The 17,485-nt window shown below is 68.7% G+C and carries 21 protein-coding genes and 1 pseudogene; 10 read left to right on the top strand and 12 right to left on the bottom strand.

Going from position 1 to position 17,485, the window contains the following annotated elements; all coding sequences use genetic code 11:
* Nucleotides 1-99: 99 nt before the first annotated feature.
* From FHR84_RS19050 to FHR84_RS23540, 3 genes and pseudogenes are all read right to left on the bottom strand, one after another.
* Nucleotides 100-822 (bottom strand): VOC family protein, encoded by a 723-nt coding sequence (locus FHR84_RS19050; RefSeq protein WP_179536915.1) that lies wholly within the window; start codon nucleotides 820-822, stop codon nucleotides 100-102.
* A gap of 120 nt (nucleotides 823-942) precedes the next feature.
* Entirely contained in the window at nucleotides 943-1,410 is a 468-nt protein-coding gene (locus FHR84_RS19055; protein ID WP_218863400.1) for a GNAT family N-acetyltransferase, read from the bottom strand.
* A 431-nt stretch (nucleotides 1,411-1,841) separates the two neighbouring features.
* Nucleotides 1,842-1,948, bottom strand: a pseudogene (locus tag FHR84_RS23540) (MerR family DNA-binding transcriptional regulator); the annotation flags it as partial.
* A 102-nt stretch (nucleotides 1,949-2,050) separates the two neighbouring features.
* On the opposite strand from FHR84_RS23540, the gene FHR84_RS19065 reads away from it, so the two are divergent.
* The 3 genes from FHR84_RS19065 (at nucleotide 2,051) to FHR84_RS19075 (ending at nucleotide 4,196) form a co-directional block, all read left to right on the top strand.
* Nucleotides 2,051-2,413 carry a hypothetical protein gene (locus FHR84_RS19065; protein ID WP_179536916.1) on the top strand — a complete coding sequence of 121 codons (363 nt, stop codon included), beginning with the start codon at nucleotides 2,051-2,053 and terminating at the stop codon, nucleotides 2,411-2,413.
* A gap of 159 nt (nucleotides 2,414-2,572) precedes the next feature.
* Entirely contained in the window at nucleotides 2,573-3,139 is a 567-nt protein-coding gene (locus FHR84_RS19070) for a dihydrofolate reductase family protein (protein WP_343075347.1), read from the top strand.
* A gap of 163 nt (nucleotides 3,140-3,302) precedes the next feature.
* Nucleotides 3,303-4,196 (top strand): LLM class F420-dependent oxidoreductase, encoded by an 894-nt coding sequence (locus FHR84_RS19075; protein ID WP_179536918.1) that lies wholly within the window; start codon nucleotides 3,303-3,305, stop codon nucleotides 4,194-4,196.
* Nucleotides 4,197-4,417: 221 nt separating this feature from the next.
* On the opposite strand, the gene FHR84_RS19080 is transcribed toward FHR84_RS19075, so the two are convergent.
* Both FHR84_RS19080 and FHR84_RS19085 read right to left on the bottom strand, forming a co-directional pair.
* Nucleotides 4,418-4,669, bottom strand: coding sequence for a CPBP family glutamic-type intramembrane protease (locus FHR84_RS19080; RefSeq protein WP_281361422.1), 252 nt, complete (start codon nucleotides 4,667-4,669; stop codon nucleotides 4,418-4,420).
* 160 nt (nucleotides 4,670-4,829) lie between these two features.
* Nucleotides 4,830-5,774, bottom strand: a complete 945-nt coding sequence (locus FHR84_RS19085; RefSeq protein ID WP_179536919.1) for a threonine ammonia-lyase — start codon at nucleotides 5,772-5,774, stop codon at nucleotides 4,830-4,832.
* A 97-nt stretch (nucleotides 5,775-5,871) separates the two neighbouring features.
* Between FHR84_RS19085 and FHR84_RS19090 the strand changes: the two genes are divergently transcribed.
* A complete protein-coding gene (locus FHR84_RS19090) occupies nucleotides 5,872-6,345 on the top strand; it encodes an AsnC family transcriptional regulator (protein WP_218863404.1) in 474 nt (157 codons plus the stop codon).
* A 125-nt stretch (nucleotides 6,346-6,470) separates the two neighbouring features.
* On the top strand, nucleotides 6,471-6,893 hold the full coding sequence (locus tag FHR84_RS19095; RefSeq protein ID WP_179536921.1) for an SgcJ/EcaC family oxidoreductase: 423 nt from the start codon (nucleotides 6,471-6,473) through the stop codon (nucleotides 6,891-6,893).
* Between the two features lie 61 nt (nucleotides 6,894-6,954).
* On the opposite strand, the gene FHR84_RS19100 is transcribed toward FHR84_RS19095, so the two are convergent.
* Nucleotides 6,955-7,854: a serine hydrolase gene (locus FHR84_RS19100; protein WP_179536922.1), complete on the bottom strand. Its 900-nt coding sequence runs from the start codon at nucleotides 7,852-7,854 to the stop codon at nucleotides 6,955-6,957.
* A 31-nt stretch (nucleotides 7,855-7,885) separates the two neighbouring features.
* Nucleotides 7,886-8,764, bottom strand: coding sequence for a LysR family transcriptional regulator (locus FHR84_RS19105; protein WP_179536923.1), 879 nt, complete (start codon nucleotides 8,762-8,764; stop codon nucleotides 7,886-7,888).
* Between the two features lie 110 nt (nucleotides 8,765-8,874).
* On the opposite strand from FHR84_RS19105, the gene bla reads away from it, so the two are divergent.
* From bla to FHR84_RS19125, 4 genes are all read left to right on the top strand, one after another.
* Entirely contained in the window at nucleotides 8,875-9,771 is an 897-nt protein-coding gene (bla, locus tag FHR84_RS19110; protein WP_179536924.1) for a class A beta-lactamase, read from the top strand.
* Between the two features lie 96 nt (nucleotides 9,772-9,867).
* Nucleotides 9,868-10,380 (top strand): DinB family protein, encoded by a 513-nt coding sequence (locus FHR84_RS19115; protein ID WP_179536925.1) that lies wholly within the window; start codon nucleotides 9,868-9,870, stop codon nucleotides 10,378-10,380.
* Nucleotides 10,381-10,496: 116 nt separating this feature from the next.
* Nucleotides 10,497-10,865 (top strand): Cd(II)/Pb(II)-sensing metalloregulatory transcriptional regulator CmtR, encoded by a 369-nt coding sequence (gene cmtR / locus FHR84_RS19120; RefSeq protein ID WP_179536926.1) that lies wholly within the window; start codon nucleotides 10,497-10,499, stop codon nucleotides 10,863-10,865.
* A complete protein-coding gene (locus tag FHR84_RS19125; RefSeq protein WP_179536927.1) occupies nucleotides 10,862-11,632 on the top strand; it encodes a cation efflux transmembrane domain-containing protein in 771 nt (256 codons plus the stop codon). Before cmtR ends, FHR84_RS19125 begins: the two co-directional genes overlap by 4 nt.
* A gap of 241 nt (nucleotides 11,633-11,873) precedes the next feature.
* Here the strand turns inward: FHR84_RS19125 and FHR84_RS19130 are convergent, their stop codons facing one another.
* The 5 genes from FHR84_RS19130 to FHR84_RS23375 all read right to left on the bottom strand — a co-directional run bounded on the left by FHR84_RS19130 (nucleotide 11,874) and on the right by FHR84_RS23375 (nucleotide 15,463).
* The gene (locus FHR84_RS19130; RefSeq protein WP_179536928.1) at nucleotides 11,874-12,128 is read right to left on the bottom strand and encodes a hypothetical protein; all 255 of its coding nucleotides are present in this window, start codon (nucleotides 12,126-12,128) and stop codon (nucleotides 11,874-11,876) included.
* A gap of 98 nt (nucleotides 12,129-12,226) precedes the next feature.
* The gene (locus tag FHR84_RS19135; RefSeq protein ID WP_179536929.1) at nucleotides 12,227-12,970 is read right to left on the bottom strand and encodes an ABC transporter ATP-binding protein; all 744 of its coding nucleotides are present in this window, start codon (nucleotides 12,968-12,970) and stop codon (nucleotides 12,227-12,229) included.
* 7 nt (nucleotides 12,971-12,977) lie between these two features.
* The gene (locus tag FHR84_RS19140; protein ID WP_179536930.1) at nucleotides 12,978-14,057 is read right to left on the bottom strand and encodes a hypothetical protein; all 1,080 of its coding nucleotides are present in this window, start codon (nucleotides 14,055-14,057) and stop codon (nucleotides 12,978-12,980) included.
* The gene (locus tag FHR84_RS19145; RefSeq protein WP_179536931.1) at nucleotides 14,047-15,036 is read right to left on the bottom strand and encodes a hypothetical protein; all 990 of its coding nucleotides are present in this window, start codon (nucleotides 15,034-15,036) and stop codon (nucleotides 14,047-14,049) included. Before FHR84_RS19145 ends, FHR84_RS19140 begins: the two co-directional genes overlap by 11 nt.
* A 70-nt stretch (nucleotides 15,037-15,106) precedes the next feature.
* Nucleotides 15,107-15,463, bottom strand: a complete 357-nt coding sequence (locus FHR84_RS23375; protein ID WP_343075335.1) for a class I SAM-dependent methyltransferase — start codon at nucleotides 15,461-15,463, stop codon at nucleotides 15,107-15,109.
* Nucleotides 15,464-15,917: 454 nt separating this feature from the next.
* On the opposite strand from FHR84_RS23375, the gene FHR84_RS19150 reads away from it, so the two are divergent.
* Nucleotides 15,918-17,357 carry a sodium/glutamate symporter gene (locus FHR84_RS19150; RefSeq protein WP_179536932.1) on the top strand — a complete coding sequence of 480 codons (1,440 nt, stop codon included), beginning with the start codon at nucleotides 15,918-15,920 and terminating at the stop codon, nucleotides 17,355-17,357.
* Nucleotides 17,358-17,485: the final 128 nt, after the last annotated feature.

The following is a 17,485-nucleotide window of genomic DNA, read 5'->3' on the forward strand; positions in this document are numbered from 1 at the left end:
ACAGGTCCCTGAAGGAGTGCCGCGGGGCGCTCGCCCTCCTCAGCCGTGGTACGGCCGGTGCCGGGGTGGAAGCCACAGTTGAACGTGCACGACCGGGTCTCACGAGCGGGCCGGCAGCACGCACAGCTCGTTGCCCGACGGATCGGTATAGACCCGCCACGGCAGCTCGCCCCAGTCGGGGTGGAGCTCGCGTCCGCCGCGCTCGGCGATGCCTGCCGCGACCTCGTCGGGATCGTCTCCGGTCTCAAGTCGGATGTCGAGGTGCATCCGGTTCTTGGCCGTGCCCGCGGATGCCGACGCAGGGCACAGTTCGAGGAAGGGGCCTCGCAGCGAGGGGTGCCGCAACGTCCGGGGCGCGACCCCGGGCACGTCGGTCCAGCCGGAAAGCCAGGACCAGAACTTCCCGTCGCGGTCCGGGTCGGCGGAGGCGAGCGGGAACGCCGCGATCGGGCCGGTGTCGACGTGCGCTGCCCGTTCCTCCAGCACGCAGCAGGGATTGCCCTCCGGATCGGCGAGCACCACCCAGGGCACCTCTCCCTGGCCGATGTCCAGGTGCCGCGCGCCCAGCCCGAGCAGCCGATCGACCTCGTCGGCCTGGTCGGCTCCGCCGAGGAGGTCGATGTGGAGCCGCGGCGACTCGGAGGGTGGTTCGGAAGCCACCCCCGGGAAGCACAAGTCCAGCACCGGCCCTCCCTCGATGGTGAGCCGGGTCTCGAAGATATCCGGCTCGTCGGTGAGCCGCTCACCACCGACCACCGCTTCCCAGAACTGGCCCAGCCGCTGTGGCTCGACGGTGTCGATGATCAGGTTCTCCAGATACATGAAACCACTTTAAGCCCCAGTGGGCGATGACGATCACACGCCCTCGTTGCTTCGCGGCCGTTCGCAGTAACCGGCGAACCAAGCCTTCCGGGGGCTGCGGGGAGGTTCTCCGGCAGCTGATCAGAGCACCAGCGTCATGTACACGCTGTTCGGATCCTGCGCGTAGTCCCCGAAGGGGGCGCAGTGCTCGAAGCCGTGCTTGAGGTACAACGCCCGTGCGGGGCGGAAGAACTCCGCCGATCCGGTTTCGAGGCTGAGCCGGTGGTAGCCGCGCTCCCGTGCCGTGTCGATGAGGTGTCGCAGGAGACGGGTTGCCACTCCCGTGCGAGCGTGCCGCTGTGAGCTGCGCATCGACTTGATCTCACCGTGCCGGTGGTCGAGCTCTTTGAGTGCTCCGCAGCCGAGCAGCTCAGCACCGGCCCGCGCGGTCCAGAAGGTGATGTCGGGGCGCAGCAGCCCCGCGATGTCGAGGGCGTGCCTGCTGTCGGGTGGGGAGGTGCGTTCCACGTCGGCGAGGTGTTCTTCGAGGAAGCCCGCGACTTCCGGATCGGACGGATCGTCCAGGAGGATCCGCACTGTGCGCCGCATTCCGACATGCTAGCCGATCCTCCCCGGAGGCAGGAGATCACTGCTGGGGTGCCTCGGGGCGGGAGAGGTCGGACACGTACTTATTATTTCGTAAATACTGTGTTTTCAGTATTGAATGAAATAAAACATCAACAAAACATCGAAGGTAACGACTCGACGAACACACCCGACCAGCAAAGAAGAGAGAATCTGACCAGGAACGGAACCGTCCCTTTTCGGTGTGGAGCGTGCGAGGGGGCCGTTGTCCTCGCGGTGCCACGCTCTTCGGCGTCGGAGCTATTGGTCACGGTGACGGATCCGGATGCGGACAGACGCTGCCCCGCCTGCGAGTTCCGGTGGTCCCGGGATCAGGGGCGACGCCTTGTCACCGGGTGCTCACGGTGGGTGAGCACATCGGAGACCACGCACGAGACGTTGTCCGGTGCTCCGGCCTCGACGTGCGCGGGCGGCAGCAGCCCCAGCTCGTCGTACAGGCGCAACGCCTTCGGGGGCAGGCCCGACACTCCCGCGCGAACTCACCGACGCTCAGCCTGGCCACGAACTCCTCCTCGTCGTTCTCGGGCCCGTTGCCCGACGAGTCGACACTGCGCCCTGTCCCGAGGGGAAGGTCAAATCCTGCCTGGCGCTTAGCCATCGCACCGTGCGCATCGCGGGCGCGGCGGACGAACGCGACAACGGTTGGGAGCAGCACCAACCGAGGTTCCGCGTCTGCTTCTTCGCAGGTGGCGACGCGCCGTCGGCGTCGTGGTCCACCGACACGTACGACGCCGCGGGAGCCGACGTGCTCGAGGTCGTCCAGTGGGCTCAGGATCACGCCGGTTCCGAGCGGTTGTACGCGATCGCCCTGGTCGACGAAGACCACACGCTGCCTGCCGATCAGTGCCGCGGCTCGACCTGGCTGGTGGGAATGGACGCGAACGAGTTCCAGGTGGACGAGGACGAACGGCGCTGTTTCGCGGCGATGCTGGCTCGGCGCGGCAAGCGCGTGCTCGGTCTCCGCTGACGACTCCGGAGAATCACCTGCGCTCGATGGGGCGTTCGTCCTTCCGGTTCCCGGAAACAGCAGTCATGATCGACCACGGGCGGACCGCGACGGGCGCGGCACCGGCGAGCACCGGGAGGCAGGAATGAGCAGGGGGTCACTACGGGGAGATCACGTCGCATCGTCGCTTGGGCAGGGGTGAGCCTCGACGGCTACACCAGCGGCCCGAACTGTCCGGTCGGCGACACCTGGCTGCACGAGCAAGCGACGCATCCGCAGACCGCCGAGCACTTCGAAGGGATCTGGCGCGGTGCTGACACGCTCCTGCTCGGACGTACCGATTACGAGGGCTTCCACTCCGTCTGGCCCGGCATCACCCGCTACGAGAACACCGACCCGCGCACTCGCGAGCTGGGCCGCTGGCTCGACGTCACCGAGAAAGTGGTGGTCTCGCGCACCCTGACCGAGGCGCCGTGGGAGAACTCGCGCATCGCTCGCGATCTCGCCGCCGAGGTCGAGACGCTGCGCGAGCTACAGGGACGCGACGTGTTGGTGGCCAACAGCGCCAGCGTCATCGCCGAGCTGCTGCGCCTGGACCTCCTCGACGATCTGCGGCTGTTCATGGTCCCCGTGCTGGTCGGCGGCGGGCTGCGCCTGTTCCCCGACGGGGTGGACGCCCGTTTCACGACGGCCGGTGTCACCGCGCTGGCGAACGGTGTGGTCGGCCTGCACTTCACCCGTGCGTGACCATCGACGGGATCATCGTCAGTGGAGTACTACGGCGTCTTCGTCATGAGCGCGAGCAGGTGATTCACCGGCCGGGGACCGGAGCGCAGCGAACATGCATCCACGGGAGGCCGTGTCGTGTTGCTCGGATGGATGTCCGTCATGTGCAGGTAGCCTCGGAGACATGGCCACAATCGACTTCAGCTCCCGTTTCGGTGTCTGGTGGACCAGCGACCAGTGGTCGATCGGCGATGTGATCACCCGTGCCCGTGAGGTCGAGCGGCTCGGCTACGCTTCGCTGTTCTACGGCGAAGCCGGCGGCAAGGAGACCTTCACCCAGGCCGCCGCGCTGTTGGACGGCACCGAACGGTTGGTGGTCGGCACCGGCATCGCCAACATCCACGCCCGCAGCGCCCCGGCCAGCGAGTCCGGTTCCCGCACGCTCGCCGCGCTGCACCCGGGCCGTTTCGTGCTCGGGCTGGGTGTCAGTCATGCCCCGCTGGTGGAGCGCAGCTACGCCGGGTCCTACTCCCGGCCGCTGAGCACCATGCGGCGGTATCTGGAGACCATGGACGCGGTACCGGCCGAGATCGAACCGGGCGCTGCGCGCCCGGCTCGGCTGCTGGCCGCGCTCGGACCGAAGATGATCGAGCTGTCCGGTACCGCCGCCGACGGGGCGCACCCGTACCTGGTGACCCCGGAGCACACCGCGCACACCCGGGAGCGGCTCGGTCCCGACAAGTGGGTGGTCAGTGAGCAGGCCGTAGCGCTGACCACGGACCGGGAGACCGGTCTGCGGCGTGCGCACCAGCACCTGCACATGTACTCGCAGCTGCCGAACTACCAGAACTCATGGCTGCGGCAGGGGTTCGACGAGTCCGACCTGGTCGTCGGCGGCTCGGACAAGCTGGCCGAAGGCATGGTCGCCATGGGTGACGCCGAGAAGGTCGCCGCGCAGGTGAAGCAGCACCTGGAGGCCGGAGCCGACCACGTGGTGATCCAGGTCCTCGGCGAGAATCCCGCTGCCGACCCGCTCCCCGCGCTGCACGAACTCGCCCCGGCCCTCGGACTGAGCTGAACACGCCCGAACCGGTGATGTCGCCCCGCGTTTGCCTACCGCGGCCGGGGCGAGCGCCGGTGCTCGATAGGCGAGATCGTCGTCCTGGTGTGCCCGTTCGTGGAGGTGGACCCGGCAGCGTTGGTCCGGCTCGGCGGAGCTGCGCGCTTGTACGGTGCCGAATACCTGCGCGTGTGGACGATCTCCGTTGGTTCGGAGCTTCGGCTGCGGTCGAGGACAACTCATCTTGTTCTGCCGGTTCCCGGAAACATCCCGGAAACGGCCGCCAGGACCAGCCACGGCTCGATCACGATGTTGACGAGCGTGTGCGCCACGATCGCGGGAAGCACGTTGTGCCCCGCCACGACGTAGACGACCGCCAGCAGTCCTCCCAGGACGGTCGTGGAGACGACCACCGGAACCGCGATCCTGACCTCGCCCGACATCAGAATCCAGGAGGCGTGGGTGATGCCGAAAACCGCAGCTGAGACCAGGACCTGCTACCCACGGTATGTGCGCTGTGCCGGGGCGACAAGGAGTGCGTGCCTCCGTGTCGCCGACGCCGATCACCAGGACCGTGTTCATTTCGGCTGTCTTCTCCGCTGTCGGGGCCGGAACGGTCGCGGGTGCATCGGTTGTGGATATCGCGAGCGCTCATCCGGTGGTCAGCACGGTGTCGAACAGGGCCGGGGAGACGTTGGCCCCGGTGATGGCGGTGGCCAGGACGTCGCCCGGTAGGTCGTGGGTGGCGATGGCGGCGATACCGGCCGCGCCTGCGGGTTCCGGCAGCACCCCGAGGGTTTCCAGTGCGGTGCGCATCGCCGCGAGCATGTCGGCGTCGTCGACGACCACCATGTCGTCGACCAGCAGGCGCATGCGGTCGAGCGATTCCGGGACGGGTGAGTTGATCGCGACGCCCTCCGCGAAGGTGTCCGCGCGTTCGGTCGGCAGCACTCGGCCGGCTCGCCAGCTGTCGGCCATACTCGCCGCGCCTTCGGCGCACACTCCGATGACTCGGGTGCGTGGGGCGTGCTCCTTGATCCACCGGGCGACGCCGGTGATCAGCGCGCCGTCACCGACCGGCAGCACCACAGTGTCGATCGCCTCGGCGAGCAGCTCCACGCCGATGGTGCCCGCACCCTCCGAGATGCGCGGATGCTGACCGTCCTCGACGAAGACGCTATTGGTGTGGGTGGCGGCGTACTCGCGGGCGGCTTGCTCGGCGCGGCCGTCACCGACCTCGTGAACACGCACGCCGAGGGAGGTCATTCTGTCCAGTTTCACCGGGCTGGTGTCCGCAGGGACGAACACCTCCGCGCTGAGGCCGTGCCTGGCCGCCGCGTAGCCGACGGCCTGCCCGAAGTTGCCGGTGGACTCGCACACCAGGTGGGTGCCCGGTTCGAACTCGCGGGCAAGCAGGTCCACGCCGCGTCCCTTGAAGCTGCGCAGCGGGTTCAGGGTTTCGATCTTGACGAGCACTCGTCTGCCGAGCGCGGCGCGGAGTTGCTCGTCGAAGTACTGCGGTGTGTCGCGGAAGACGGGGTCGATCAGGTTCGTGGCTTCCGCGATCCGGGCGTGGTCGAGGTCCGTGTCGTGCATGTGCGTGCCTTCCGGATTGGGTGCAGTGAAGCCCACGGTAGAGCGAGGACCGGTGATCGCGATTGAAAATCTTGTCGCTGACACGCAAAATTTTTGCGTGTCTTTCGTGCCGGACTCCATCGATCACCTGTTGTTGCGACTCCTCCAGGAGGACGCCGGGCGCACGTTGCGCGAGCTTGGTGATCAGGTCGGTCTGTCGCCCAGCGCGGTTCAGCGACGTATCCGCAGCTACCGCGCTGCCGGTGTCATCGCCCGCCAGGTCGCCGTGCTCGATCCGACGACGCTCGGTCCCACCACGCTCGCCGTGGTCCTGGTCACGCTCGATCGCGAGTCGGCCGAGCACCACGCCGTTTTCCGGGAGCGCATGTCGGCCGAGCCTCGTGTGCAGCAGTGCTACGACCTGGCCGGGCAATGGGACTACGTCGTCGTGCTGGTAGCTGAGGGGCTCGTCGAGTGCCGTGCGCTGTCGGACCGGTTGTTCATGGACGACGAGAACGTGCGCCGCTACGACACCCTGCCCGTGCTCGATGCGGTCAAGGTCGGTTTGGCCGTTCCGCTGCCCGAGTCGTAGTGGTGGTTCGCCGGAATCCGGTCTCGCGGTCTCGGGGGTTCGCGTGGTGCGGTGCTGATCGCGGATTGACTTCTAGTTCGGTTGAACTCCTAGTGTTGGTGCGACCCCGGAAGAGGAGGCAGGGAATGACCACAGAGGTGCGGCCACGGTTGAACGACCCGGCGGCCCAGGCGGCTGCCGAAGCAGCGGTGGAACGGTTCGCCGCCGAGCTTCAGGAGGGGCTCGATACCGGCGATGCCGAAACCTACGACCGTTCCTTCGCCGCCGACGTGATGTGGGGAAGTCCCTACGGGAAAGTCCTGGGCGACGTCGAGGAGCTGTTGGACACGCACCGTCGGCTCATGGCGGCCGCGGTGGCACCGTCGTCACGGTTCGGGGTCGTCCGGGTGCTCGCGCCTGCGCCCGGTGTGGCGATCGCACACATCCGAAGGCAGGCCGTCGGGGAGGGCGGGTTCTCCGAGATGGCGTTGTACACGTTGATCGAGCGGGACGGGCGGTGGTGGCTGGCCGCCGCACAGAACACCCCGATCGCCGAGGGCGCGACGTGACCTCCTCGGTCCGCTCGGCAGGGGAGCGGTCGGGTTCGCAGCGGGACCGGGCGCGGCGGGATCAGCGGCGCAGGTGGTCCCGCAGTGTGCGCGCGACCCGCGCCATCAGTATTTCGGCTTCAGGCTGGGTCGCGGCCGGTACCCGCGATTCGGTGAGCGCGGCGATGGCGAAGCACCGCCCGTCGGAGTGCTCGACGACTCCGACCTCGTGGCGCAGGTTCAGCAGCGTGCCGGTCTTGGACGACCACGTCGAGGCGTCGGAGCTGAAGTCGGGGGCCAGCCGCTGCCGCAGCAGGTTGCTGCCCATGAGTTCGCGTACCCGCGCGGCGACGTCGCGGTCGATGTTCGACGGTGTCCACAGTGCGTGCAGCAGGTCGACGAAGGAACGGGCCGATCCGGAATTCGCCCGGGTGACGTCGAGTTGGGCGATCTCGTGGCCGCGTCCGGCGGTTCCGGCACCGATGGCCAGCGAGTGGGCGAGGTGGGCCTGGTCCGGTTCGAGCCGTTCCGCGGGGGTGTCGGCGAGATCGCCGATTCGGTGCCTGGCGGTGATGCCGTTCAGTCCCCACTCCCGCATCGCGCGGGTGACCGCGGTGGGTGGTGTGAGTTCGAACAACGCGTCTGCGGCCACGTTGTCGCTGATCGCCATGCTCAGGTAAAGCAGGTCGTCGACTGCCACCTGCGCGGGGTGCTGGAACCTGGTCAGCCCGGTCGGTCCGGGTGTGGTGACGCGGCCGGGTTGTACTTCCAACCTCCGGGACCCGTCGAGTTCGCCGCGGTGGATCCGGTCGACCGTGGTGGTGGCCAGCGGCACTTTGATCAGCGAGGCGACGGGGAAAGCCAGGTCCGGCTCGATGCCGATCTCGTGCCCGGAGCACAGCTCGCGCACCAGGAACGATCCGCGCAGCCCGCCGTCCTCGAGTTCGGCGACGAGTCCGCTGATCAGCTTTTCGGCGTGCACGTGTTCTCCCGTTTCCGCGCGGGGGTTTCGGTCATTCGTCCGCGTCACCGCCGAGGCAGCGTGCGATGCCCGACCACAGCAGGGTGCGGAGGCGTTCGGCGTCGTCGCCGACTTCGGCAGCGACGTCGAAGCCGCGGGTGAGCCGGAGTTCGGCGACGGGGCGCCACTGTAGTCCGAACTCCCCGGCCTGGGCCGCCGAGCACAGCAGCAGGTCGGCGGACCCGAACACTTCGCCGACGGCCGAGGTCAGCGAATCGGCGACGGAGACTTGGGAGGGACGCAGCCCCACGGAGTCCCGCAGGCGGGTCAACCGGTCCCGGATGTGGGGGACGTCGTCCTCCGGCTGGATCCACACCCGGCGGCGCGGCATCACCGCGGAACGGCCGATGCGCAGTGTTTCCAGGTGAACGGGTCCGGGACGCAGGTTCACCGCGCTGCCCACGCCCAGCGGAACCGTCCAGTGTGCTTCGTCGGACGGCACCGCGGTGAGGGCGGCGCGCACGTCGTTGGTGTGCAGCAGGTCGAGACGTTCGCCCGGTTCGGCGGGGCGGAACTCGAGGACGAGCTCGCACGCGCGGGCCTCGGCGTCGAGTTCGGCGAGGTCCCTGGTGGTGCAGAACGCGGGCACCGCCACTCGCAGCGGGCGCAGCCGGGCGCGCTGGGCGGCGTGGTCCATCGCGTCGGCGAGCCGCACCATCCGCCGTGCCCACGGCAGCATGTCCCGCCCGAAGGGGGTGAGGTGCGCCCGCCGGGTCGAGCGGTCGAACAGTCGTTCACCGAGGTGTTGTTCCAGCGCGGCGATCCGCCGGCTGGCCACCGGCTGTGCGATGCCGGCCGCGGCGGATCCGCGGGTGAAGCTGCCGAGTTCGCTGACGCTGACGAACGCCCTGCAACCACCGACCAGATCCACCGCACCATTCTATGCGTTCTCGGCATGGAAGCGTTCGTTTCCGTCTTGGACAGCATGAGCGCCGGGCACAAGACTGTGCTGCGTAATTCCGACGAGGAAGGGGAATCTCCGTGCTCATACGTCGTTTCCAGCGGGTGGGGATCGCACTGCTGGCTCTGTTCGCGCTCGTGGGCTGCGCCGGGGTCGAGCCGTCTGCTCCGAAGGCGGCGGCCCGCACCTCGTCCGCCGAGCTCAAGGATCGGTTCGACGGGCTGGAGCAGCGGTTCGACGCCCGGCTCGGGGTGTACGCGGTGGACACCGCCACGGGGGAGGAGGTGACTCACCGGGCTGACGAGCGCTTCGCCTACGCCTCCACGTACAAGGCCCTGTCGGCGGGTGTGGTGCTGCGGCGCAACACGATCGGCGGTCTGAACCGGCGGATCCACTACAGCGCGAGCGATCTGGTGACTTATTCGCCGGTCACGAAGAAGCACGTCGATACCGGCATGACGCTGCGCGAGGTGATGGACGCCGCCATCCGCTACAGCGACAACACCGCCGCGAACCTGCTGTTCCGCGAGATCGGCGGTCCTGCCGCTCTGCAGGCCGCGTTGCGCGGGATCGGGGACACCACCGTTCACGTCGACCGCACCGAGCCAGAGCTCAACCGGACCAGCCCGGGCGACCTCCGCGACACCAGCACTCCTCGCGCCATGGCCGGGAGCCTGCGGAAGTTCACCACGGGCGACGTGCTCTCCCCGGACAAGCGCGCGATCCTCAACGAGATGCTGCGCACCGCCCAGCTGACGGAGGACCTGATCCGGGCCGGTGTCCCCTCAGATTGGGAGGTCGGGGACAAGTCCGGGGCCGCCGACTACGGGACCCGCGACGACATCGCCGTCATCAGGCCGCCGGGGCGGGCTCCGATCGTGCTCGCGATCATGTCGGACCGGCAGGACGAGGACGCCGACTACGACAACGCGCTCATCGCGCAGGCGGCCCGGCAAGTCGTGGACGTCCTGCGCTGATCCGCGGCGGTGACGGGGGGCGGGGCGTCGGTCACCGGGCACCGAGCCCCGTGCGTTCGATGCGGCCCGTTGTCGAGCGTGTGTGAGGATTCGTGAATGAATAGCATCGAACGCCCGCTGCCGCCCATGAACGCCGACGAGCGTGCCGTGCTCGAAGGCTGGCTCGACTTCCACCGGGCCACCCTCGAGACGAAGTGCGCGGGGGTGGACGAGACGCAGGCCGCCACCGCCTCCGTGCCGCCGTCCGGGATCACGCTGACCGGCCTCGTCCGGCACGTGGCGGAGGTGGAGCGCAACTGGTTCCGCCGGGTCCTGGCCGGAGAGCAGGCACCGCCCATTCACGATCCGCGGGCCGACCCCCACGGTCCCGAGGGGGGTTTCGAATTGGCCGAGGGCGCGAGCCTGCACGAGGCGCTGGCCACCTGGAAGGCGGAGGTCGCCCGTGCTCGTGAGTGCTGCGCCGGCCGTTCCCTGGATGAGACCGGCCATTTCGCGGGTGGGGAAGTCAGCCTGCGCTGGATCTATGTCCACATGGTCGAGGAGTACGCGCGGCACAACGGCCACGCGGATCTGGTCCGGGAGCGCATCGACGGCACGACCGGTGTCTAGCTGTGCTCCACCGGGCGTTCGTGTCGGACAACCGGTGCCGGGAGTCGTCGCCCGCCACCGCCCCGATAACTGTTCAGGATTTACTGTAATACAGCGAACGCTGTATCGTTGGTGTCGTGTTCAAGTGTGAAACTCAGGAGCAGGCGCTGGGCAGGCTGGGGCGGGCGTTGGCCGATCCGACGCGTTGCCGCATCCTGACCGCGTTGCTGGACGGGACGAACTATCCGGGGCAGCTGGCCGAGCGGCTCGGGCTGTCCCGCTCGAAGGTGTCCAACCACCTGGCCTGCCTGCGGGGCTGCGGACTGGTGGTGGCCGTGTGCGAGGGGCGTCGGGTGCGCTACGAGATCGCGGACACGCACCTGGCCGAGGCGTTGCGGGAACTGGTCAAAGTGGTGCTGGCCGTCGAGCCGGAACCGGCCTGCGCCGATGACGACCGGAACTCCGAGGCGTCCCCGGACGTCACGTGGGAGGTGGTCTCCTCATGAGCGAGCCCGTGGGGTCCCGGCAGGACTCACGACCCGAGGAGCACTGCGCGGACCCGTGCTGCGCTCCGTCCGGGTCCGCGACGCGCTCCCGGCCGGAGGAGCCGGGGCAGCGGCGCCGGAGGGTTCTGATCCGCCGGGTGCGGCTGCTGGTGGCGGCCACGATCTCCTACAACGTGATCGAGGCGATCGTGGCGATCAGCGCCGGTGTGGCGGCCTCCTCGGCGGCGCTGATCGGTTTCGGGCTGGACTCGGTGGTCGAGGTGGCCTCGGCCGCGGCTGTGGCCTGGCAGTTCTCGGCCCGTCAGGAAGAGGTGCGCCGGCTCAGGGAGCGGCGGGCCCTGCGCATCATCGCGGTCTCGTTCTTCGTGCTGGCCGCCTACGTGACGGTCGAGGCGGTCCGCACCCTGGTGGGGTCCGGGGATCCCGCACCGTCGTTGGTGGGGATCGTGCTGGCCGCGCTGTCGCTGGTCATCATGCCGGCGCTGTCGCTGTCCCAGCGCTACACCGGCCGCCTGCTGGGGTCGGCCAGCGCCGTGGCCGATTCCAAGCAGACCCTGCTGTGCACCTACCTCTCCGGGGTGCTGCTGCTGGGACTGCTGCTCAACGGTCTGTTCGGCTGGTCCTGGGCCGACCCGGTGGTGGCTCTGGTCATCGCGGCCGTGGCCGTGAAGGAGGGGCGCGAGGCCTGGCGCGGTGACAACTGCTGCGCTCCGGGCGGTCTGTCCCTGGCCACGTCGGGAGGCGAGCGGGACGACTGCTGCGACTGAGGTGAGGAGTTCGCCGGGCGGGGTGGCGAGGCGGTGTCGCTTCCGCCCGCCCCCGCCCGGGTGCCGCGCGGGGCGTCGTGCCCCGGTCCGGTTGTTGCACACCGCCGGGGCCGTCCCGGCGAGTGCTCTACTCGGGCGAGGTGGGGTCGCGTTCGAGGGTGACGGAACCGACGGCGAGGTGGAACGGTGCGGGCACGGGTGGCCGGTGCAGGCGGGCCATGCGCCGCAGGGCCAGCCACGGTCACCGCGGGGCCCGGCGAGTCGCGGTGAACAGGATCGTCGACCGTGCGGAGGACGGGTCGGGGAACGTGAGTTCCGGCCCGTGGGGTCCTCGGGCGAACCAGTCGGGCGTGTCCGCGACGCCGGCGTCGAGCAGCCGCCGGGGTGGCGACCACGCGGAGCGGTCGGCGCTGGGCCGGTCGGCGGTCATCCACCGCAGGCCTTGGGCGGGGTAGTCCGGGGTGCCGTGGAGGTTCGAACCGCGGGCCAGCAGCATGAGTCACCGGCCGTTCCGGTAGGCGATGGCGTCGTCGAAGAAGCCCTCGGACTCGTCGGCGAACACCCGTGGGGCGGACCAGGCGGGACCTTCCGATCTCAACCGATGGAAGGACCAGATGGTTCTCGGGTCGGTCCGAGCCCGGTCTCCGTCAGGGACATCTCGGCGTCGTCCGGGGCCAGGTGGCCGTCCTCCATGCCGATGAGGCGGTCACACCGGTCGGCCACCCGGGGGTCGTGGGTGGCCATCAGAATGGAGGTGCCCTGCTCGCGCATCGACAGCAGCAAGGTCACGATCTCTCGGGCGGTTGCGACGTCCAGGGCCGCGGTGGGTTCGTCGGCGATCACCACGTGGGGCTCGTTGGTCAGTGCTCGTGCGATGGCCACCCGTTGCCGCTCGCCGCCGGAGAGTTCGGAGGCTTTTCGGTGCAGTGCCCACTCGAGGCCGACGTCGTTGAGTGCCCGACGGGCGCGTTCGCGTCGTTGCCGCCGGGATATGCGGGGACGGGCGTATTCCAGCGGGATCGTGACGTTGTTCGCGACGCTGTCGTCCTCGACGATGGCGAACTCCTGGTGGAGATAACCGAAGAACGCGTTGCGCAGCCGTGCCCGGTGCCGCTCCCGAGCGGGGGCCAGCGCACCGTTGACGACCAGTTCACCGCTGGTGGCCGGGAGGGTGAGCCCGAGCAGACTCAGCAGTGTGGACTTGCCGCAGCCGGAGGGACCCATCAGGGCCACCGCCTCGCCGGACTCGATGGACAGGGACACCTCGTGCAGCGCTTCGACGCGCAGCCGCCCCTGTCCGTAGGTCTTGGACAGCCCGGAGGCCTGTAGCAGGGTCATGGTGTGCTCACCGGCCTTTCAGCTCGTGCCCACTCTGCTGTTTCATCGCCCAGGCCCACAGACCCGCGAAGATCACCACAATGAATGCCATGACCCACACGGCACCGGAGGAGAGCGGGCCGCCGACCAGCCGTACCCCGGCCAGCAGCGGCAACGGTGGGACGAGGACCACGATGCCGACGAATCCGGCGAGCCTGACGGCGATGTGGCTGCGTCCGGCACCGTGGGTGCGCCGGATCGCGAAGACGGCCCGTTGTCGGTGCAGCGTCTGGCGCACCGTGGCGGCGAAGGCCACCAGCACCAGCCCGAGGAAGGCCATCAATCCGACAACGTACATCGCCGACATGACCATGATCCCGGAAAGCCGCTGCGGCTGATCGACCGCGACGTGCCCCGGGACGAGATAGAGTCCCCCGGCGGCACTGCTCGCGACGTAGGAGTCCAGTTCGGAGTCGCTCGCCTCCACCAGCACGGCCCGTGACATGGCCTCCTCCCGCTCCATCGAGTTGAGCCGCGGCAGGCTGCTCGGGGGCAGGTTCAGCACCAGACGCTCGTCCAGCGGCACCGCCCCAAAATTGGCGTCGAAGTAGGTGGCCGAGCCGGGTAGTCGCTCGGTTGAGCCGAAGGTGTGTCCGGCCAACTCGACCTTCCCCACCGGTTGAGCGACCTCGGCGCCGCGCATCGCGCAGGGAGCCGGATCACACAGCTCGAGGCCGGGCACCGTCTTCTCCAGCTCCGAGCCGCTGAAGAGCACCGTCGGCACGCCACCGGCGAACCCCGGCTCGTCGACCCGCACGTTGTTGAGCACGGCGGTATAGGCACGCTCGTCCCGGACCATACCGACGAGATCGGACACAGCCTGCTCGGGCGCGGCCGCGGGGCCGGTGCCGCCGTAGTAGGGCTTGAAGACCACCGCCCCGCGCTCGCGCAGCTCGTGGCCACCGCGCAACGCCTTGAACTGGACGAGCACATCGGCGAGCACGAAGGCCAGCACCACGCAGACCAGCGCGATCACCGCGGCCAACGAGAGCATCGTGGGCCAGCGCCGCAGCGCCATGCGGATACCGCCCCAGAGATCACCCAGCACGATCCACCTCGTTTCGTGTCCGTGTTCCGAGGGCGGTCGCCAGCAGCCACGCCACCGCCGCGAGCAGCAGACCGCCTGCCGCGCCCGCGCCCAGCACCAGGCACTCGATTCGGGTTAGCGGTTGCAGCCCCACCAGTGCGATCAGCACACCCGACAGCGCGACCCCGCTCACGACACCCAGGACCTGGAACGGGAGACCGCGCGGCCACACCTGCCGCACCAATCGGGCGTGGGTGGCGCCGTGGCGAGCCCGGACCACGAACTCGGCCGCCCGGTCACGCACACCCAGCGTCCAGCACAACACCGCCGCCAGGAGTCCTGCGCCCAGTAACCCACCGGTTACCCCCACCAGCGGATCGGTGGTGAGGTACTGGCCCAGCGGCATACTTTTCGCCGAATGGTCGCCGAATCCGGCCCGATTCACGATGCCGCGAAGCTCAGCGAGCTCACCCGGATCATCGGTGTTGACGACGTACTCGCCCGGGGGAAGCCGGTAATTCCCCAGCGGACGCGCGAACTGCAGGTCACCGGCTCCCTCCGGCGAGGGCATCGCGCCGACGACCTCAACTCCCTCGGGGACCAGGGCGGGGGACTCTCCCCGCTGCCACTGTTGCTGTGAGTAGGTGCCCTCGAACACATAGGCACCCCGGTTTTCCTCCGGGGGCTCGCCGTCGTTCGAGTGGGCCGGGCTGTACCAGGGCACCACTCCTTCCGGATCGGCCACGAGGAACTGCGGAGCCCTTTCACCGTCCGAGGCGATGACCAGCGCCAGCGAATGCTCGGTGACAAAATCCCGCAGCTCGTCGGCCACCACAGCCGGATCCTCCGCCTCGTCACCTCGAGGGCCGATACCGAATGTCAACGTCGTCACCGTGCCCGGCATCTGGTAGGTGACCTCCTGGTAGGAGCTGACCGCCCAGTACATCGCCCATCCGAAAAACGCACTCAACACCCCCAGCAGGGCACTACTGACAACCAACCTCACCCGCATGCACAATCCCGTCCCGACATCCCGGCACCACTTCCGGTTGGTAGCTCACTCCTGCTCCTCAGTGCTTGAGGGGACGAGCATGCGCTGCGACCGGTTCGGCGTGGTTCGTGGTGCGGCGGATTCGGTGACGGGCGAGGTCAACCGGATCGGGTGGCCCACACCTCCACGAACACGTCCGCGGTGGTCCCGTCGAAGGTCTCGGCGTCGAACAGGGCCCCGAGCTCGCGGAGGTCACCGAGCAGCGTGGGGCGCGGGCGTTGGCCATGGACACGAACTCCGGGTTCAGGTCGATCCCCCGGGCGGTGTCTCCCCTGGCGGTGAACCGGGCGAGATCACGTCCCGGTCCGCAGCCCGCGTCGAGGATCGTCGAACTCTCGGGCAGGGCGGTCGTGAAGTGTTCGACGCGGTCGAGCATTTTGCCCGCGTGTTGGTCCGCGTAGTCCGCGGCGTGCTCGCTGTAGCGTGCCAGGACAGCGCGACCGGATCGACCGGGTGTTGTCCGTCGCCGGGATCGGCGGTCGAGGACATGTTCGACTCCGGAGAAGGTGAGTCTCGGTGGTCGGCGAGTTTACGGGAATCCCGCCCCGCTCGGCAGACGGTGCCGTGTTCGGCCAGCGGCTGTTCGTGGTCGCGAGTGCGCTGGGCACGGTCGTGCGGACCGCTTCGGCCGGTCAGATGAGCCCTCGTGGAGTGAGCGCGGCGTTTTCGCTGGGCATCCGCTGTCTCCTCGGGAAAGCCCCTGCTGTGTGCAGGTCCGTCCGACCGGGGAAATAGGATTGCGCCGCCGATGAACACAGCTCGGCTCTTGTCCGGACACCCCGGAAAACTCCGGGAGGGTGTCGTCCAACCCCGGTTGCCGAAAGGTGATCATGTCTTCCGAAACCATCGGTTTCGCACTCCTGCTGTTGGGGGTGCTGTTGCTCGTGGCCAAGCTCGTGCGGGTGAAGTGGCGATTGGCCCAGAAGTTGTTCCTCCCCGGATCGATCATCGGCGGGGGGATCGCGCTGCTTCTGGGCCCCGATGTATTCGGCAATATCGCCGCGGCATCGGGGACCGACAGGTTCACCGAGGGCGGGCTGTTCGGCAGCGAGATCCAACAGGTCTGGTCCGCGCTGCCGGGGCTGCTCATCTCGGTGGTGTTCGCGGGGTTGTTCCTGGGAAGACGTATGCCGAAGGCCCGTGAGGCGGGGAGGCTGGCCGGCCCGCAGATCGCTTTCGGGCTGACGCTGAGCAGTGGGCAGTACGTGCTGGGGCTGCTGCTGGCCCTGCTGGTCCTGTCGCCGGTCTTCGGGCTGCCGCCGTTGACGGGGGCGTTGATCGAGATCGGTTTCGAGGGCGGTCACGGCACCGCCGGCGGTCTGGGCGGCACGTTCGAGGAGTTCGGGTTCGCCCAAGGCCAGGACCTGGCGCTGGGCATGGCCACCATCGGTCTCCTGTCCGGGATCGTCATCGGAATCGTGCTGATCAACTGGGGAGCGCGCAAAGGTCACGCCAAGGAGCTGAGTGCGGACTCCACCCCTACGGTGTCCGAACGCATGGGGCTGGTGGAGAAGGAGAACCGCCGGTCGGCGGCCACACTGACCGTGCACCCCTCGTCGATCGAGCCGCTGACGCTGCACTTCGGTTTCCTGGCGCTGGCGATCATCATCGGCCAGCTGCTGCTGTGGGGGCTGCAGGCGCTGGAGAACATGCTGTGGGTGGACACCATCGAGATCTTCGGTTATGTCCCCCTCTTCCCGCTGGCGATGCTCGGAGGCATCCTGCTCCAGTTCGTCATCAACCGCTTCGACCGGGCCCAGGTGGTCGACAGGATGATGATCGAGCGTATCCAGGGATTCGCCCTGGACATGCTGATCATCGCGGCGATGGGGACACTGTCGCTGGAGGTCATCGCCGACAACATCGTCCCGTTCGTGCTGCTCGCCGGGTGCGGAATCGTCTGGTCGGTGGGAGCATTCCTGCTGCTGGCGCCGCGGATGCTGCCGGACTACTGGTTCGAACGCGGCGTGGGTGACTTCGGGCAGTCGATGGGTGTCACGGCCACCGGGCTGATCCTCATGCGCATCGCCGACCCCGAGCTGCGCACCCCGGCCTACCCGGCTTTCGGGTACAAACAGCTCGTTCTGGAACCGTTCTTCGGGGGAGGACTGGTCACCGCGGCGGCGATCCCGCTGATCGTCCAGTTCGGCGCGATCCCCATGCTCGTGGTGATGACGGCGCTGCTGCTGGTGGCCCTGCTGTCCGGTCTGTTCTACTTCGGCCGCCGCGGGCAGCCCGCCCCCGCTGAAGCGGAGTCGGCGCGGGAGTAGTTCGGTTCCGCGGTCTGCCGGTTCGTCGGCGTGGGCCGCGTGGCCCACGCCGCGTTCCGACGTTCCCCGCGGGCTGTTCGGCGGCGTCGCGTGCGCTGGAACCGTGACCGAGACAGCGGTTTCAGCAC

It is taken from the genome of Actinopolyspora biskrensis, from assembly GCF_013408175.1.
In the GTDB taxonomy this organism is placed as follows: domain Bacteria; phylum Actinomycetota; class Actinomycetes; order Mycobacteriales; family Pseudonocardiaceae; genus Actinopolyspora; species Actinopolyspora biskrensis.

Excerpts from the sequence above, each read along its gene's own strand:
- FHR84_RS19135 (WP_179536929.1), bottom strand. The coding sequence starts at position 12,970 with ATGACCCTGCTACAGGCCTCCGGGCTGTCCAAGACCTACGGACAGGGG.
- FHR84_RS19085 (WP_179536919.1), bottom strand. The coding sequence starts at position 5,774 with ATGCACGACACGGACCTCGACCACGCCCGGATCGCGGAAGCCACGAAC.
- FHR84_RS19150 (WP_179536932.1), top strand. The coding sequence starts at position 15,918 with ATGTCTTCCGAAACCATCGGTTTCGCACTCCTGCTGTTGGGGGTGCTG.
- FHR84_RS19050 (WP_179536915.1), bottom strand. The coding sequence starts at position 822 with ATGTATCTGGAGAACCTGATCATCGACACCGTCGAGCCACAGCGGCTG.
- FHR84_RS19095 (WP_179536921.1), top strand. The coding sequence starts at position 6,471 with ATGACCACAGAGGTGCGGCCACGGTTGAACGACCCGGCGGCCCAGGCG.
- FHR84_RS19055 (WP_218863400.1), bottom strand. The coding sequence starts at position 1,410 with ATGCGGCGCACAGTGCGGATCCTCCTGGACGATCCGTCCGATCCGGAA.
- FHR84_RS19125 (WP_179536927.1), top strand. The coding sequence starts at position 10,862 with ATGAGCGAGCCCGTGGGGTCCCGGCAGGACTCACGACCCGAGGAGCAC.
- FHR84_RS19075 (WP_179536918.1), top strand. The coding sequence starts at position 3,303 with ATGGCCACAATCGACTTCAGCTCCCGTTTCGGTGTCTGGTGGACCAGC.
- FHR84_RS19130 (WP_179536928.1), bottom strand. The coding sequence starts at position 12,128 with ATGCTGCTGGCCCGCGGTTCGAACCTCCACGGCACCCCGGACTACCCC.
- FHR84_RS23375 (WP_343075335.1), bottom strand. The coding sequence starts at position 15,463 with ATGCTCGACCGCGTCGAACACTTCACGACCGCCCTGCCCGAGAGTTCG.
- FHR84_RS19115 (WP_179536925.1), top strand. The coding sequence starts at position 9,868 with ATGAATAGCATCGAACGCCCGCTGCCGCCCATGAACGCCGACGAGCGT.